This is a genomic window from Streptomyces sp. NPDC042364, from assembly GCF_056437585.1.
Genome location: NZ_JBWKAJ010000016.1, coordinates 113996 through 129596, shown reverse-complemented (window position 1 = coordinate 129596; position 15601 = coordinate 113996). Strand labels below are relative to the sequence as shown.

At 71.0% G+C, this 15601-nt stretch carries 15 protein-coding genes; 6 read left to right on the top strand and 9 right to left on the bottom strand.

Translation table 11 applies throughout. The annotated features are described in order from the left end of the window. From AC067N_RS28055 to AC067N_RS28040, 4 genes are all read right to left on the bottom strand, one after another. Positions 1 to 2505: ATP-binding protein (locus tag AC067N_RS28055; protein ID WP_478681654.1), on the bottom strand; the 2505-nt coding region annotated here is incomplete at its 3' end. Between the two features lie 301 nt (positions 2506 to 2806). After that, positions 2807 to 3130, bottom strand: coding sequence for an STAS domain-containing protein (locus AC067N_RS28050; RefSeq protein WP_009297239.1), 324 nt, complete (start codon positions 3128 to 3130; stop codon positions 2807 to 2809). Positions 3131 to 3310: 180 nt separating this feature from the next. After that, positions 3311 to 4159 carry a 3-hydroxyacyl-CoA dehydrogenase family protein gene (locus AC067N_RS28045; RefSeq protein WP_478681653.1) on the bottom strand — a complete coding sequence of 283 codons (849 nt, stop codon included), beginning with the start codon at positions 4157 to 4159 and terminating at the stop codon, positions 3311 to 3313. 129 nt (positions 4160 to 4288) lie between these two features. Next, complete coding sequence (locus AC067N_RS28040) at positions 4289 to 4930, bottom strand: TetR/AcrR family transcriptional regulator (RefSeq protein ID WP_478681652.1); 642 nt, start codon at positions 4928 to 4930, stop codon at positions 4289 to 4291. Between the two features lie 89 nt (positions 4931 to 5019). Between AC067N_RS28040 and AC067N_RS28035 the strand changes: the two genes are divergently transcribed. The 3 genes from AC067N_RS28035 to AC067N_RS28025 are packed head-to-tail and all read left to right on the top strand — an operon-like array spanning position 5020 to position 7147. Then, positions 5020 to 5802 carry an ABC transporter ATP-binding protein gene (locus AC067N_RS28035; RefSeq protein WP_478681651.1) on the top strand — a complete coding sequence of 261 codons (783 nt, stop codon included), beginning with the start codon at positions 5020 to 5022 and terminating at the stop codon, positions 5800 to 5802. Positions 5803 to 5811: 9 nt separating this feature from the next. Next, complete coding sequence (locus tag AC067N_RS28030; RefSeq protein WP_478681650.1) at positions 5812 to 6561, top strand: ABC transporter permease; 750 nt, start codon at positions 5812 to 5814, stop codon at positions 6559 to 6561. A gap of 13 nt (positions 6562 to 6574) precedes the next feature. Continuing rightward, entirely contained in the window at positions 6575 to 7147 is a 573-nt protein-coding gene (locus tag AC067N_RS28025) for a cob(I)yrinic acid a,c-diamide adenosyltransferase (protein ID WP_478681649.1), read from the top strand. A gap of 129 nt (positions 7148 to 7276) precedes the next feature. Here the strand turns inward: AC067N_RS28025 and AC067N_RS28020 are convergent, their stop codons facing one another. Beyond that, complete coding sequence (locus AC067N_RS28020; protein WP_478681648.1) at positions 7277 to 7858, bottom strand: hypothetical protein; 582 nt, start codon at positions 7856 to 7858, stop codon at positions 7277 to 7279. Positions 7859 to 8011: 153 nt separating this feature from the next. Here AC067N_RS28020 and AC067N_RS28015 point away from each other — a divergent pair, with 153 nt between their 5' ends. From AC067N_RS28015 to AC067N_RS28005, 3 genes are all read left to right on the top strand, one after another. After that, complete coding sequence (locus tag AC067N_RS28015) at positions 8012 to 9199, top strand: sensor histidine kinase (RefSeq protein ID WP_478681647.1); 1188 nt, start codon at positions 8012 to 8014, stop codon at positions 9197 to 9199. Beyond that, the gene (locus tag AC067N_RS28010; protein ID WP_478681646.1) at positions 9196 to 9837 is read left to right on the top strand and encodes a response regulator; all 642 of its coding nucleotides are present in this window, start codon (positions 9196 to 9198) and stop codon (positions 9835 to 9837) included. The genes AC067N_RS28015 and AC067N_RS28010 overlap by 4 nt, the downstream gene beginning before the upstream one ends. Before the next feature lie 147 nt (positions 9838 to 9984). Then, entirely contained in the window at positions 9985 to 11817 is a 1833-nt protein-coding gene (locus AC067N_RS28005) for a glycosyl hydrolase family 18 protein (RefSeq protein WP_478681645.1), read from the top strand. 214 nt (positions 11818 to 12031) lie between these two features. On the opposite strand, the gene AC067N_RS28000 is transcribed toward AC067N_RS28005, so the two are convergent. From AC067N_RS28000 to AC067N_RS27985, 4 genes are all read right to left on the bottom strand, one after another. Further along, positions 12032 to 12484, bottom strand: a complete 453-nt coding sequence (locus tag AC067N_RS28000) for a DUF2550 domain-containing protein (RefSeq protein ID WP_478681644.1) — start codon at positions 12482 to 12484, stop codon at positions 12032 to 12034. Between the two features lie 133 nt (positions 12485 to 12617). Further along, positions 12618 to 12992, bottom strand: a complete 375-nt coding sequence (locus AC067N_RS27995; protein ID WP_478681643.1) for a F0F1 ATP synthase subunit epsilon — start codon at positions 12990 to 12992, stop codon at positions 12618 to 12620. Between the two features lie 239 nt (positions 12993 to 13231). Continuing rightward, positions 13232 to 14668, bottom strand: coding sequence for a F0F1 ATP synthase subunit beta (atpD, locus tag AC067N_RS27990; protein WP_478681642.1), 1437 nt, complete (start codon positions 14666 to 14668; stop codon positions 13232 to 13234). Continuing rightward, on the bottom strand, positions 14668 to 15582 hold the full coding sequence (locus tag AC067N_RS27985; protein WP_478681641.1) for a F0F1 ATP synthase subunit gamma: 915 nt from the start codon (positions 15580 to 15582) through the stop codon (positions 14668 to 14670). The genes atpD and AC067N_RS27985 overlap by 1 nt, the downstream gene beginning before the upstream one ends. Between the last annotated feature and the right edge of the window lie 19 nt (positions 15583 to 15601).

Sequence of the window (15601 nt, the reverse complement as noted above, 5' to 3'; positions counted from 1 at the left end):
GGTGTCGGTACCGCCGGTCGTCCCGCCCGTGGACCCGCCCGTGGAGCCACCGCTGTCGGTGCCGCCCGTGGACCCGCCGGTGTCGGTACCGCCGGTCGTCCCGCCCGTGGACCCGCCCGTGGAGCCACCGCTGTCGGTGCCGCCCGTGGACCCGCCGGTGTCGGTACCGCCGGTGGACCCGCCCGTGGACCCGCCGGACCCGCCCGTGGAGCCGCCGCCACTCGTCCCGCCGTCCGACGAGCCGGACGATTCGGAGGGCGACGGCTCGGCGTCGTCCGAGGGCTTCGCCGTCTCGCTGGGCGCCGGGTCGTCCGCCGTGCCGTACGTGCCGTCGGGGCCCGGGTCGCTGGGCTCGGGGAGCACCCCGGGGCCGTCGTCGCCCTCGCCCTGTTTGGCGCGGTCGGCGCCGAGGCCACCGCCGTCGGCGCCCTCGCTGGCGGAGGGGTTGACCCCGATCCGCTCGGCCGGGGTGTCGTTCCTGTCGGAGGTCGCGCCGAGGGTCACCACGGTGCCGAGGACGGCGGCGAGCAGGGCGCCCGCCCCCGCGGCCACGAGGTTGCGCCGGGCGCCGCCGACGAAGCCCTTGAGCACACCGGCCCTGTGGGCGGCGGAGACGCCGTGCGCGCGGTCGGTGACGAGCGTGGACGGCCCCGCGGACGGGGTCGGGCCGGCGGCCGCGCCGAAGGCCGCCGGGACAGACCCGGAGGGCGCTCCGGCGGGCGGTGCGGCCGGCTCCTCGTGCCGGGCGTCGGGCACCTTCTCCCCCGCCGCCGTGCGCCCACCGGGCGGGGTCGCCCCGGAGCGGTCGGCGACCAGGGCGAGGGCCCGGCGGCCGGCGACGGTGCCGCGCTTGTCGGCGAGGGCGCCGCGCAGCCCGGTGGACACCTCCAGCTCCGCGCGGGCCTCGTCGAGCCGGCCGCGGCAGAGCGCGAGGACACCCAGTTCGTGGTGGAAGTACGCCTGCTCGCCGATCTCTTCGGCGAGGCGGGCCGCTTCCGCGCCCGCCCTGAGCGCCCGCTCCCAGGCGTTCCAGTGCAGGCCCGCCGCGAACGCGGGCGCCGCCTGCCGGGCGAGCTGTACCGCGACGCTCCCCTGCTCGTCCCCGGAGGGCTCGGTGAACGCCCCGAGAGCGGTGAGCGCGGCGAGCAGGGCGTCCGCCTCGGCCGAGACCCGCTCGGGGGTGACCGACGGGTGCCCGGCCCACCAGGCGTAGTGCTGGGCGGCTGTACGGGCCCTGTCCTCGGCGCCGTCGGCGTATCCGGCGGCCTCCAGCTGGGTCCGTACGCCCGCCGCCAGCCGGTAGCGCGCGCCGACCGGGGTGACCAGGGCGCAGCCGACCAGCTCCCCGAGGGCGGCGTCGGCATGGGTGTCGCCCACGAGGGCGGGCAGATGCGCCTGGTGCGGGACCTCGCCGTCGAGGACGACCGCGAACCGGAGGGTCTCGCGCGCCGAGGCGCTCAGCCGGGAGGCGAGCAGCGCGGCGGGCGCGGCGCCCTCGGCGAGCGAGGGCAGCGGTATGCCGGGGTCGTCCGTACCGGGCTCGAAGGACGCCTCGACCGGCGGCGCGTCCTCGAAGACCCCGAACTCGTCGACGGCGTCCGCGCCGGCCCGCCGCCGGTCCCGCTGCCTGAGCAGTGCCCCGGCCTGGGCGAACCGCAGCGGCAGCCCCTCGGACTCGAACCAGAGGTCGCCCGCCCAGTTCGACTCGTCCTCGGTCAGGCTGCGTCCGACGGCGCGCTCCAGGAGCTCCACGCTGCCCGCCCGGTCGAAGCCGCCGAGGACGATCTCCTCCAGGGGCGCGTCCGGGGACGGCAGGGGCGTGTCGGGGGTGGCCGCGATCAGAAAGGCGCACTCGGGGGTGGCGTCGAGGAGTTCGTCGAGCTCGGCGCCGCCGAACTCCAGGTCGTCCAGGACCACGACCGCGCCGATCTCGCGGACGAGGGCGAGGAACTGCTCACGGCCGGGCCGGTGCGCGGGCGCGCTGTGCACGGTCGCGAAGAGTTCGTGGAGCAGGTCGTCCGCGGTGCGCCGGAATCCGGAGAGCCGGACGACACCGTCGGGCGCGAGGTCGGCGCAGTCCTCGGCTACGGCGTCGAGGAGCGTGGTGCGGCCCGAGCCGGGGGCGCCGGTGAGGCGGACGGAGCGGCCGCGCGCGAGCAGCCGTACCAGCCGTCCCCGCTCGTCGTCCCGCTGGAGCAGGGGCTGCTTGGGCAGGGTGGGGCCCGGGGGCACCGGTGGCCGGGCGGCGCGGTCGATCTCGGCGCGCTGGGCCGGGGCGTGCTTCTCGGGCCGGCCGGGCAGCTCGCCCGGCGGGCAGTTCTCGATCTCGCTGCCGTCCACGGGGTTGACGGTGAGCAGGAAGTCGCCCGAGACCAGCTGGACGGTGCGGGCGAGTGCCGGAGCGTGCCGGTCGAAGTCCTGGCTCAGCGCCTCACGTGGTGGGCGCCTGCCGGACGTCGGTGCGTCGTCGTGGCCGTGCTCGGATCCGAGGTTCGTCGGGTCCATAGGTTCTAGCCCCCCAAAAGCGTCTCGTGTGCTGGAGCCCCTCCCGGCCTTGTCGCACACCGCGCTGTCGCTTCTGGTCCGGAACCCGCTCGAGGGTTGCTGGCGGCGGGCAGCCGAACCCTAAACCTTCGCACAGTATCTCCGACAGTCCGGGGTACCGCGCCGCCCGAGACATCACGGTCTTGTGAGAATTGGGCGTGTGGTGCGTTTCGCCCCCATGGTCCTCACGGCCCCCGGGAGCAGCCGTGACGACCGAGTGTCCCGTGCACACGGAGCCATACGTACGAACCCGTACGTCTGTTCACACCCGGGGCAGGGACTCCAGTCCGATGCCGCCCTCGATCGCCAGGATGCGGTGCAGTCGCGTGGCCACGAGCAGCCGCTGCATCTGCGGCGGCACACCGCGCAGCACCAGCCGCCTTCCGCACCGTCCCGCCCGCCGGTGGGCCCCCATGATCACACCGAGTCCGGTGGCGTCCCAGGAGTCCAGCTCTGACAGGTCGAGCACCAGGTCGCCGGCTCCGTCGTCGACGGCCGAGTGCAGGACCGTACGGGCGTCCGCCGCGCTGCGTACGTCGAGGCGGCCCCCGACGACCAGCTCGGCGTGGTCGCCCCTGATGTACATAAGCGCTCCCGTGAGTGCGTTCGTACTCCGTGATGAGGGTGATGCAACGTCTGACGGCGTTTCACGCCGTCAGGTTGCCGTCTGTGAGCGAACCGATACCGAATTCACCTCAAGGGGTGAGCCCTGGAGGCCCGTGCGTTCACCTGCGCGGCGCAAGCCGACGCGTGACGCGTACCGGCGTCAGTGCTTGTAGAAGCCCTGCCCGCTCTTGCGTCCGATGTCACCGGCGTCAACCATCCGGCGCATCAGCTCCGGCGGGGCGAACTTCTCGTCCTGGGACTCGGTGTAGATGTTGCCCGTGGCGTGCAGCAGGATGTCGACGCCCGTCAGGTCGGCGGTGGCCAGCGGTCCCATCGCATGGCCGAAGCCCAGCTTGCAGGCGAGGTCGATGTCCTCGGCGGTGGCGACCCCCGACTCGTACAGCTTCGCGGCCTCGACGACCAGCGCGGAGATCAGACGGGTGGTCACGAAGCCGGCCACGTCGCGGTTGACGACGATGCAGGTCTTGCCGACCGACTCGGCGAACTCCCGCGCGGTGGCGAGCGTCTCGTCGCTCGTCTTGTAGCCGCGGACCAGTTCGCAGAGCTGCATCATCGGGACGGGCGAGAAGAAGTGGGTGCCGACGACGCGCTCCGGCCGCTCCGTCACCGCCGCGATCTTGGTGATCGGGATGGCGGAGGTGTTGGAGGCGAGCACGGCATCCTCGCGCACGACCTTGTCGAGCGTCCGGAAGATCTCGTGCTTCACTTCCAGCTTCTCGAAGACGGCCTCGACGACGATGTCCGCGTCGGCCGCCGCGTCGAGGTCGGTGGTGGCGGTGATCCGCCCCAGCGCCGCCTCGGCGTCCCCGGCCGCCAACTTGCCCTTGCTCACGAACTTGTCGTACGACGCCGTGATGCCGCCGATGCCACGGTTCAGCGCCTCGTCGGTGACGTCGCGCAGGACGACGTCCCAGCCCGCCTGCGCGGACACCTGGGCGATACCGGACCCCATGAGTCCGGCTCCGATGACGGCGAGCTTCCGTGCCACTGTGCGACTCCCCTGGTACGCGCTGTTGATGTGTTGCCTCTCCGGCGGACACTAGCGCTCGTGAGGGGCCGTGTGACCGCTTAGTAACGCGAGTCACGTCTCAAGGGACGGACATCACACCGGCAGCACTCACCCGGAGGGTCGGACGGCGTAGGTGAGCACCTTCTCGCTCAACAGCCCCTCCATCTCGTCCAGAAGGAGAAGCACCTCTCGGGACACTTCGCCCGGATTGTGCCCGGCGAGCATCCGGCGGCCGACGACGGCCATCGTCGTCTGGTGGACCCAGTTGATCTGACCGGCGATCAGGGTCGGCGCGGGGTCCTCGGCCGGGGCGCCGGTCTCCTCCCGGAGGACCCTCTCCAGGTTGTCCTGGATCTCCTGCTGGATGCTCCACAGCCGGGAACGCAGGGGCGGCGCCTCGTGAATGACCGTCATGAAACGGTCGTAGCCCTCCATCAGGCCGACGGTCGGCGAGACGGCCTCGACCTCGGCGCGCAGCTCACGCAGGACGGCCGCGACGGCCGACTCACCGGGGTCGCGCCCGCGCACCCAGCGGGCGAGGCGCTCGACGATGCCCGCGCTGCGGTCGAAGAAGAGGTCCTCCTTGGAGGGGAAGTAGTTGTAGACGGTGTTCACCGAGACGTCGGCCGCGTCGGCCACGTCCGCCATCGTCACCGTCACGAAGCCGTGCTCCAGGAACAGGCCGGTGGCGATGTCCGAGATCCGCTGCCGCGTCTCGCGCTTCTTGCGCTCCCTGAGCCCCTCCGCCATGCCCACATCCTAGGCACCCCGGTGATCGTTGGGCTCCCTGAAAACTTGGTGGCATTGCAAAATTTAAGAGACTCTGTTTTTCTGGGGCCATGCCCCTCATCAGTGCGGCCGGTCTGGCCCGTACCTTCCAGACGAAGCGCGGCCCCGTGGAGGCCGTGCGCGGAATCGACCTCACCGTCTCCCCCGGCGAGATCCTCGGCCTCCTCGGTCCGAACGGCGCCGGGAAGACCACCACCCTGCGCATGCTCACGACGCTGCTGCCGCCGACCGGCGGCACGGCCACGGTCGCGGGCCACGACCTGGCCGACGACCCGGCCGGGGTCCGCCGGGCCTGCGGTTATGTGGCGCAGTCGGGCGGGGTGGACCCGCAGATCACCGTGCGGGAGGAACTGGTCACCCAGGGGCGGCTCTACCGGCTGACGAGGACGCAGGCCGCGGAGCGCGCCCGGGAGTTGGCCCGTGACCTCGACCTGACCGAGTTGCTCGACCGCAGGTGCGGCGCGCTCTCCGGCGGCCAGCGACGCCGTCTCGACATCGCCATGGCGCTCACCCACCGTCCGCGGGTGCTGTTCCTCGACGAGCCGACGACGGGACTCGACCCCCGCAGCCGCGCCGACCTGTGGGACCTGGTCCGCGGGCTGCGCGACGAGCACGGCACCACGGTCTTCCTGACGACCCATTACCTCGACGAGGCGGACGCCCTCGCCGACCGGCTCGTCGTGGTCGACCACGGGCGGGTCGTGGCCGACGGCACCCCGAGCGCGCTCAAGCTGGAGCACGCCGGGTCGATCGACGCCTCGCTCCAGGACGCCTTCCTCGCCATCACCGGGCGCGGTCCCGCGCCGGCGGACTCCGCTCCCGTAGCCGTTTAGGACTCCTCGATGCTTCTTCACGACACGGCGCTGGTCTTCGGGCGCTACGCCCGCCAGACCCTGCGCTCCCGTTTCGCGATGCTGTTCGGCGTGCTCATGCCGCTGCTGTACCTGCTCTTCTTCGGGCCGCTGCTCACCGGCCTTCCGCTCGGCTCACGCGGCAGCTCCTGGCAGGTGCTCGTGCCGGGCCTGCTGCTCCAGCTGAGTCTGTTCGGGGCCTCCTTCGCGGGCTTCATGGTCATCCTGGAGAAGCAGTCCGGCGTGATCGAGCGGATGCGGGTCACCCCGGTGAGCCGCCTGGCGCTGCTGCTGGGCCGGGTCCTGCGGGACGCGGCGGTCTTCGTCCTCCAGGCGGTTCTGCTGGTCCTCGCGGCCCTGGTCATGGGGTTGCGCGCCCCCGTCGCCGGCGTCCTGATCGGCTTCGTCTTCGTGGCCCTGCTGACGGTCTCGCTCGCCTCGCTGTCGTACGCGCTCGCGATGAAGGCCCGCTCGCAGCACGAGTTCGGTCCTGCGGTCAACGCCCTGACGATGCCGTCGATGCTCCTGTCGGGCCTGATGCTGCCGATGTCCCTGGCCCCCGGCTGGCTCGACCTCCTGTCCCGCTTCGTACCGTTCCGCTATCTGGTGGACGCCGTGCGGGACGCGTACGTCGGCGAGTACGCGACCCCGTCCATGCTGTACGGCGTCCTGGCCGCCGTCGGTCTCACGATGTTCGCCGTGACGGTGGGCACACGGGTCTTCCGAACGGCCGGGGCGTAACTACGCTGGCCACATGGTCAATCTGACGCGCATCTACACCAGGACCGGCGACAAGGGCACCACCAACCTCGGGGACATGAGCCGGGTGCCCAAGACCGACCTGCGGATCTCGGCGTACGCCGACGCCAACGAGGCGAACGCGGTGATCGGGACGGCGATCGCGCTGGGCGGGCTGGACCAGGATGTCGTGGAGGTCCTCACCCGGGTGCAGAACGACCTCTTCGACGTCGGCGCCGACCTGTCCACGCCCGTCGTCGAGAACCCGCAGTTCCCGCCCCTGCGCGTCGAGCAGTTCTACATCGACAGGCTGGAGGCCGACTGCGACCGCTTCAACGAGCGGCTGGAGAAGCTCCGCTCCTTCATCCTGCCGGGCGGCACGGCCGGCGCGGCCCTCCTGCACCAGGCCTGCACGGTGGTCCGCCGCGCGGAACGCTCGACCTGGGCCGCCCTGGAGGCCCACGGCGACTCCATGAACCCCCTCACCGCCACCTACCTCAACCGGCTCTCCGACCTGCTGTTCATCCTGGCCAGGATCGCGAACAAGGAGACGGGGGACGTGCTGTGGGTGCCGGGCGGCGAACGCTGACCCGATGACACCGGGCGGGCAAGCGCGCCGAAAAGGGCGCGGGGAACCGCGCGAGCGACCTCGCACACCCCGCGCCCCCTCGAACGGCGCGCGAGCCCTCCCCACGGCACGACCGAGCTGACGGCGCTCCTACCGCACCCCCGCCCGCTCCCTCTCCCTCTCGGCCTCCTCGAAACCCTCCGGTGCCTTCTTCGGCCAGATCGTGTACGCGAGGGCGACCAGCCCGTGAATCCCGGCCGCCCGCAGCGCCGCCCACTGGAACGACCTCAGCGACTCGACGTTCCCGTCGTCGCCGACGTACCAGACGCCCGCCTGGAGCAGCGCCAGCGCGACTCCGGCCGCCACCACGGTCCGAACCAGCAGGCGCCCCTCGTGCCGGGCCCTCGCCATGCCGTACTTCGGCGGCCCCACCGGCTTCGGCCCGCCCGCGAGACGATGCGCGGCGTGGCCGTCCAGCCAGCGGATCATGTAGTGGCCGTACCCCACGGTGAACCCGATGTAGAGCGCCGCCAGGCCGTGCTCCCAGCTCGGCTCGGCACCGTTCTTCAGGTCGATCACGGTCGCGGCGAAGAGCACCACTTCCAGCAGGGGCTCGCACAGCAGCATGGCCACACTCGTCCGGCGCCACTTCAGCAGATAGCGGACGGCCAGGGCGAGCCCCAGCAGCACCCAGAAACCGACCTCGCAGGCGATGATCAACGCGACGATCACGACTCGCTCCTTTCGTTCACCCTTCCAGGCTCACGGCGGGATCCGCCGGAGTCGTCGTCGGTGATGAGGAACCCGCGGTACATCGAAAGATGCAGTCCAGGACCGTTCGCGGGCATCACGCGGGAAGCACCCGCGCCGTGTTGGATGGGAGGCATGGCCGTACGACCACCCCGCCCGCACCCTTTCGACGTGTGCGCCGCCCTCGCCGGGCTGCTCGGCGGCCTGCTGCTGTGGGGGATCCACCTCGCGACCCGCCCGGCCCACGAGCCGATCGTGCTGCTCGACGGCCGCTGGTGGATCCTGCTGCCCCTGGTCGTGACGGCGGCCTGTGAAGCGGTGCGCCGCACCCTGCCCCGCACGGCCCTGCTGGTCGGGTGGGCGGCGCTGACGGTGGACACGATCACCCAGGGCAATCTGGTCACGGTGGTGATGTTCACCGACCTGGTGTACGCGGCCGTGGTCTACGGCCCGCCCGCCACCGCCCGGCGGGTGCTGTGGGTCGCCGGGCTGCTCACCGTGGCCGGCACGGTCGTGCCGGTGGCCATCTGGCGGGTGCCGGAGGCGGTGCTCATCGGCGCGGTCATCGGCCTGGTCGCCTTCATGCCGGCCGCCACCGGCTGGATCGTCCGCAACCATCGCGACGCCGCCGAGGCCGCCCGGCTCCGCGCCGAACAGACCGCGCTGCTCGCCGAGATGGACCGCGCCCAGGCCGTCACCGCCGAACGCGCCCGCATGGCAAGGGAGTTGCACGACATGGTCGCCAACCACCTGTCCGCGATCGCGATCCACTCCACGGCCGCGCTCTCCCTCGACGATCCGGAGACCTCGAAGCAGGCTCTCGGGGTCATCCGTGAGAACAGTGTCGAGGGCCTCGCCGAGATGCGCCGGCTGATCGGCATCCTCAGGGACACCGGCGACGACAACGAACCGGCCGCCGCCCCCACCCTCGACGGACTCGGCGCACTGGTCGACGTCGCCCGCACCAACGGCCTGGACGTCACCCTCGACGCCGACCACGGCGACGCCCTGCCCGCCCCCGTGGGACTCGCGGCCTACCGCATCGTCCAGGAATCCCTCACCAACGCCCTCAAGCATGCCTGCCCAGGCCGCGTCACGGTCACCCTGCGACAACCGGATGGCGCCCTCCACATCGCGGTGACCAGCCCCTACGGCGACCGGGACGGCCCGAGCGCACCCGGGTCGGGCGCCGGACTGGTCGGCATGCGCGAGCGGGTCGCGCTGCTGGACGGCACCTTCGAGGCGGGCCCCGAGAGCGCGGGACACGGCAAGATCTGGGCCGTACGCGCCACCCTCCCGGTCACCGAAGGAGAACCCGCATGATCCGCGTGCTCGTCGCCGAGGACCAGTCCGCCGTACGCGCCGGGCTGATCCTCATCCTGAGCAGCGCGCCCGACATCGAGGTGGTCGGCGAGGCGGCCGACGGCGAGCGCGCGGTGGCGCTGGCCCGGGAGCTGCGCCCGGACCTGGTGCTCATGGATGTTCAGATGCCACGCCTCGACGGTGTGTCCGCGACCCGCCAGGTCGTCGCCGAGGGCCTCGCCGACGTCCTCGTCCTCACCACCTTCGACCTCGACGAGTATGTGTTCGGGGCGCTGCGGGCGGGCGCCGCCGGGTTCCTGCTCAAGAACACGGAGGCGAAGGACCTCATCTCGGCCGTGCGGACGGTGGGGCGTGGCGAGGGGCTCATCGCCCCGGCCGTCACCCGGCGGCTGATCGCCGAGTTCGCCGCCGGGGCGGCCCGTGAGCCCTCGGTCGATCCGTCGGTGCTCGACTCGCTGACCCGGCGCGAGCGCGAGGTGCTGTCCTGTCTCGGTCAGGGGCTGCCCAACGCCGAGATCGCGGTCCGGCTCGACATGGCGGAGGCGACGGTGAAGACCCACGTCAGCAGACTGCTCGGCAAGCTCGATCTGCGCAGCCGCGTCCAGGCGGCCGTGCTGGCCCAGGAACTGGGGATCTGACCCGCCGGGGTGATCCGACCCGCCGAAGGGGTGTCCGGCGCGGGCGCACTGGTCCAGACCCATTGACCTATGGTCCAGACCTTTCTATTCTCACCGCACTGCGCCACGTCATGCTCATGCTCACGACACCCCACAAGGAGGCGCGTCATGCGCTTCAGGCACAGACTCGCGGCGGGCTTCGCCACCCTGCTGCTTCCCCTGACAAGCCTGGTCGGCCTCGCGACCCCGGCCCACGCGGCGACCGCGTCCTCAGCGGCTACCGCCACCTACACCAGGACCCAGGACTGGGGCAGCGGCTTCGAAGGAAAGTGGACCGTCAAGAACACCGGCACCACCACGCTCAGCTCCTGGACCGTCGAGTGGGACTTCCCCTCCGGAACGTCGGTCACCTCGGCCTGGGACGCCGACGTGACCTCCTCCGGCTCCCACTGGACGGCCAAGAACAAGTCGTGGAACGGCTCGCTCGCCCCGGGCGCCTCGGTCTCCTTCGGTTTCAACGGGAGCGGCTCAGGCTCCCCGGCGAACTGCAAGCTGAACGGCGGCAGCTGCGACGGCGGCCCCAGCGTCCCCGGTGACGCGGCGCCCTCCGCGCCGGGCACCCCGACCGCGTCCGGTGTCACCGAGACCTCGGTCAAGCTCAGCTGGAGCGCGGCCACCGACGACAAGGGCATCAAGAACTACGACGTCCTGCGCGGCGGCAGCAAGGTCGCCACCGTCACCGGCACCACCTACACCGACACCGGCCTGACCTCCGGCACCGACTACTCCTACACCGTCCAGGCCCGTGACACCGCCGACCAGACCGGCCCGCTCAGCGGTGCGGTCGCCGTCCGCACCACCGGCGGGGTCGTCGACCCGCCGCCCGGCTCCAAGGTCAAGCTCGGCTACTTCACCGAGTGGGGCGTCTACGGCCGCAACTACCACGTCAAGAACCTGGTGACCTCGGGCTCCGCATCCAAGATCACCCACATCAACTACGCGTTCGGCAACGTCAAGAACGGCCAGTGCGTCCTGGACGACTCCTACGCGGCCACCGACAAGGCGTACACCGCCGACCAGTCCGTCAGCGGCACCGCCGACACCTGGGACCAGCCGCTGCGCGGCAACTTCAACCAGCTGCGCCAGCTCAAGGCGAAGTACCCGCACATCAAGGTCCTGTACTCCTTCGGCGGCTGGACCTACTCCGGCGGCTTCGGCCAGGCCGCGCAGAACCCGGCCGCGTTCGCCAAGTCCTGCAAGGCCGTCGTGGAGGACCCGCGCTGGGCCGATGTCTTCGACGGCATCGACATCGACTGGGAGTACCCGAACGCCTGCGGTCTGACCTGCGACACCTCGGGCCCGGCGGCCTTCGGGAACCTCTCCCGGGCACTGCGTGCCGAGTTCGGCCCGGACTACCTGGTCACCGCCGCCATCACCGCCGACGGCTCCTCCGGCGGCAAGATCGACGCGGCCGACTACGGCGGCGCCGCCCAGTACCTCGACTGGTACAACGTGATGACGTACGACTACTTCGGCGCGTTCGACAAGGACGGCCCGACCGCACCGCACTCCCCGCTCACCTCGTACCCCGGGATCCCGCAGGCGGGCTTCAACTCCGCCGACGCCATCGCCAAGCTGAAGTCGAAGGGCGTCCCGTCGGCCAAGCTGCTGCTCGGGATCGGCTTCTACGGCCGCGGCTGGACCGGCGTCACCCAGTCCGCCCCCGGCGGAGCGGCCACCGGCGCGGCCCCCGGCACCTACGAGGCGGGCATCGAGGACTACAAGGTCCTGAAGAACTCCTGTCCCGCCACCGGCACCATCGCGGGCACGGCCTACGCCCACTGCGGAACCAACTGGTGGAGCTACGACACGCCCGCCACCATCGGCGGCAAGATGGCCTGGGCGAAGAACCAGAACCTGGGCGGCGCGTTCTTCTGGGAGTTCAGCGGCGACACGAGCAACGGAGAGCTGGTGACCGCGATCGACAACGGCCTGAAGTGACCGAGGGACGCACGGCCTGACCGCATGGACGCTCCTCCGCGCCTCGCCCGGGGGAGCGTCCGCACGCCGTACCGGCAGCCGGTCGCCGTCACTCAGGCGACAGGGACGGAGCCGCGTGCGTCGCCGAGCCGGATCGGCGACGTCCCGGCCGGTGCGCCGTCGGCGTCGCGGCTCAGGCAGGACCCACCCTGGCTGTCGCGCCGAGACCCCGTGGTCAGGCGACGTTCACGCGCTGTCCCGGAGGGGCCGCCTCAAGCCAGGCGAGGAAACCGGTCAGCGCGTCCTCGCTCATCGCCAGCTCCAGCCGGGTGCCCCGGTGGAGGCAGACGAGGATGACGTCGTCGGGCAGGAGCACCAGCTCCTCACCGTCCGGGGTACGGCGGCCGGCCACCTCGATCGCCGAGCGTTCCAGGACGCGGCGCGGGCGGGGCGAGTACGAGAAGATCCGGAACCATTCGATGCGGTCCCCGTTGTAGCGGGCGATGCCGTAGCCCCAGCCCTTGCCCTTCTCCTCGCCGCCCACGGGTTTCTCCGGGGCGTGCCACCGCAGGCTGCAGTTGAAGGTTCCACCGGAGCGCTGGACCAGTCGTCGGCGCAGTCCGAAGGCGACGAGCCCCACCACCACGAGCGCGATCACCGACCCGCACACAGTCAGAGCGAGGACCATCGACACCGACCTCCTCGTCTCCTAGGTAATGGAACGTGAAAACAACCCGTATTCGCCTCAGCCGCGGCCGGGTCTGGAGGGATATGTCCAGACCCGGCCGCGGCTGAGATACAGCATCACACGGCGCACCCGCTCAGCGCGCCGACACCGTCCGCAGTCGGACCTCCGCGCGGCGCTCGGCGGCGGCGTCGCCCTCCGCCTTCGCCCGCTCCAGCTCGCGCTCCGCGCGCTGGACGTCGATCTCGTCGGCCAGCTCGGCGACCTCGGCCAGCAGGGACAGCTTGTTGTCCGCGAACGAGATGAATCCGCCGTGCACGGCGACGACGACGGTGCCGCCCTCGCTCGTACGGATGGTCACCGGGCCCGACTCCAGCACACCGAGCAGCGGCTGGTGACCGGGCATGACGCCGATGTCGCCGGACGTGGTGCGCGCGACGACCAGGGTGGCCTGGCCCGACCAGACCTCTCGGTCGGCCGCGACCAGCGCGACGTGCAGCTCAGCAGCCAAGGTGGCTCCTCGGGTCACCACCCGGCGGTTCCGCCGGGTGTTGGGTACAAGTCTAGTAGGGCTCCGAGAATCGGATCGCCGGGGCCCGCCCCGGGTCTTTCGGCCCGGGGGCCGGGGACCGCGCGGTGGTGACCGCGCATGCGTTCAGTCCCCGGGGCATGCAGCAGATGGAGTGCGGAGGGGGGCGGGGCACACCCCTTGAGGTGCGGCCCCGCCCCCTCCGTCACGAGTGCCTGACGTCAGCTGACGCCGAGCTCCTTCGCGTTCTTCTTGAGGTCCTCGAGACCACCGCACATGAAGAACGCCTGCTCCGGGAAGTGGTCGTACTCACCGTCGATGATCGCGTTGAACGCGGCGATCGACTCGTCCAGCGGCACGTCCGACCCGTCGACGCCGGTGAACTGCTTGGCGACGTGGGTGTTCTGGGACAGGAAGCGCTCCACGCGACGGGCACGGTGGACGACGAGCTTGTCCTCCTCGCCGAGCTCGTCGATACCGAGGATCGCGATGATGTCCTGCAGGTCCTTGTACTTCTGCAGGATGCTCTTCACGCGCATGGCGGCCGTGTAGTGGTCCGCCGCGATGTACCGCGGGTCGAGGATGCGGGACGTCGAGTCCAGCGGGTCCACGGCCGGGTAGATGCCCTTCTCGGAGATCGGACGGGAGAGAACCGTCGTCGCGTCGAGGTGGGCGAAGGTGGTGGCCGGGGCCGGGTCGGTCAGGTCGTCCGCGGGGACGTAGATCGCCTGCATCGAGGTGATCGAGTGACCACGGGTCGAGGTGATGCGCTCCTGGAGGAGACCCATCTCGTCGGCCAGGTTCGGCTGGTAGCCCACCGCGGAGGGCATACGGCCGAGCAGGGTCGACACCTCGGAACCGGCCTGGGTGAAGCGGAAGATGTTGTCGATGAAGAACAGCACGTCCTGCTTCTGCACATCGCGGAAGTACTCCGCCATGGTCAGACCGGCGAGGGCCACGCGCAGACGGGTGCCCGGGGGCTCGTCCATCTGGCCGAAGACCAGCGCGGTCTTGTCGATGACGCCGGAGTCCGACATCTCCTCGATGAGGTCATTGCCCTCACGGGTGCGCTCACCGACACCGGCGAACACCGACACACCGTCGTGGTTGTTGGCGACGCGGTAGATCATCTCCTGGATGAGCACCGTCTTGCCGACGCCGGCGCCGCCGAACAGACCGATCTTTCCACCCTTGACGTACGGGGTGAGGAGGTCGATGACCTTGACGCCGGTCTCGAACATCTCGGTCTTCGACTCGAGCTCGTCGAAGTTCGGGGCCTTGCGGTGGATGGTCCAGCGCTCGCCCTCGTAGGTCTCGTCGACGTTCAGCACCTCACCGAGGGTGTTGAACACCTTGCCCTTGGTGAAGTCGCCGACCGGGACGGTGATGCCCGTGCCGGTGTCGGTGACCGGGGCCTGGCGGACCAGACCGTCGGTGGGCTGCATGGAGATGGTGCGGACCAGGCCGTCACCCAGGTGCTGGGCGACCTCCAGGGTCAGCGTCTTCTTCTCGCCCTCGTTCGCCGGGTCGGCGACCTCGACGTGCAGGGCGTTGTAGATCTCGGGCATCGCGTCGACGGGGAACTCCACGTCGACGACCGGGCCGATGACCCGGGCGACGCGGCCCGTGGCAACGGCCGTCTCAGAAGTCGTCGTCATTACTTGTCACTCCCCGCGGTCGCGTCGGCAAGGGCTGCGGAGCCACCGACGATCTCGCTGATTTCCTGGGTGATTTCGGCCTGGCGGGCCGCGTTGGCAAGGCGGGAGAGCGTGTTGATCAGCTCACCCGCGTTGTCGGTCGCCGACTTCATCGCGCGGCGGGTGGCGGCGTGCTTGGAAGCAGCCGACTGCAGCAGCGCGTTGTAGATACGGCTCTCGACGTAGCGCGGCAGCAGGGCGTCGAGGACGTCCTCCGCCGACGGCTCGAAGTCGTACAGCGGCAGGATCTCGCCCGTCGGCTTCTCCTCCGCGACCTCGTCGAGGCGAAGCGGCAGCAGCCGCGCGTCGAGCGCCTGCTGCGTCATCATCGACACGAACTCGGTGTACACGATGTGGAGCTCGTCCACGCCGCCGTCCGCCGTGTCCCTCTCGATGGCCTCGATCAGGGGCGCCGCGACCTTCTTCGCGTCCGCGTACGAGGGCTCGTCGGTGAAGCCCGTCCACTGGTCCGCGATCTTGCGCTCACGGAAGTTGTAGTGGGCGACACCACGGCGGCCGACGATGTACGTGTCGACCTGCTTGCCCTCGGACTCCAGCCGCGCCGTCAGCTGCTCCGCCGCCTTGATGGCGTTGGAGTTGAAGGCACCGGCCAGACCCCGGTCACTCGTCAGCAGCAGCACTGCGGAACGCGTGACCGTCTCGGCCTGCGTGGTCAGCGGGTGCTTGGTGTTCGAACCAGTGCCCACCGCCGTGACCGCGCGGGTGAGCTCGGCCGCGTACGGCGTGGAGGCCGCCACCTTGCGCTGCGCCTTGACGACGCGCGAGGCGGCGATCATCTCCATCGCCTTGGTGATCTTCTTGGTCGCGGTGACGGATCGGATGCGACGCTTGTAGACCCGGAGCTGAGCTCCCATGAGTCAGGTCCCTTCCTTA

Coding starts and splice junctions, on each gene's coding strand:
- AC067N_RS28030 (WP_478681650.1), top strand. CDS start 5,812: ATGCTTCTTCACGACACGGCGCTGGTCTTCGGGCGCTACGCCCGCCAG.
- AC067N_RS28040 (WP_478681652.1), bottom strand. CDS start 4,930: ATGGCGGAGGGGCTCAGGGAGCGCAAGAAGCGCGAGACGCGGCAGCGG.
- AC067N_RS28025 (WP_478681649.1), top strand. CDS start 6,575: ATGGTCAATCTGACGCGCATCTACACCAGGACCGGCGACAAGGGCACC.
- AC067N_RS28005 (WP_478681645.1), top strand. CDS start 9,985: ATGCGCTTCAGGCACAGACTCGCGGCGGGCTTCGCCACCCTGCTGCTT.
- AC067N_RS28015 (WP_478681647.1), top strand. CDS start 8,012: ATGGCCGTACGACCACCCCGCCCGCACCCTTTCGACGTGTGCGCCGCC.
- AC067N_RS28000 (WP_478681644.1), bottom strand. CDS start 12,484: ATGGTCCTCGCTCTGACTGTGTGCGGGTCGGTGATCGCGCTCGTGGTG.
- atpD (WP_478681642.1), bottom strand. CDS start 14,668: ATGACGACGACTTCTGAGACGGCCGTTGCCACGGGCCGCGTCGCCCGG.
- AC067N_RS27985 (WP_478681641.1), bottom strand. CDS start 15,582: ATGGGAGCTCAGCTCCGGGTCTACAAGCGTCGCATCCGATCCGTCACC.
- AC067N_RS28035 (WP_478681651.1), top strand. CDS start 5,020: ATGCCCCTCATCAGTGCGGCCGGTCTGGCCCGTACCTTCCAGACGAAG.
- AC067N_RS28050 (WP_009297239.1), bottom strand. CDS start 3,130: ATGTACATCAGGGGCGACCACGCCGAGCTGGTCGTCGGGGGCCGCCTC.
- AC067N_RS28010 (WP_478681646.1), top strand. CDS start 9,196: ATGATCCGCGTGCTCGTCGCCGAGGACCAGTCCGCCGTACGCGCCGGG.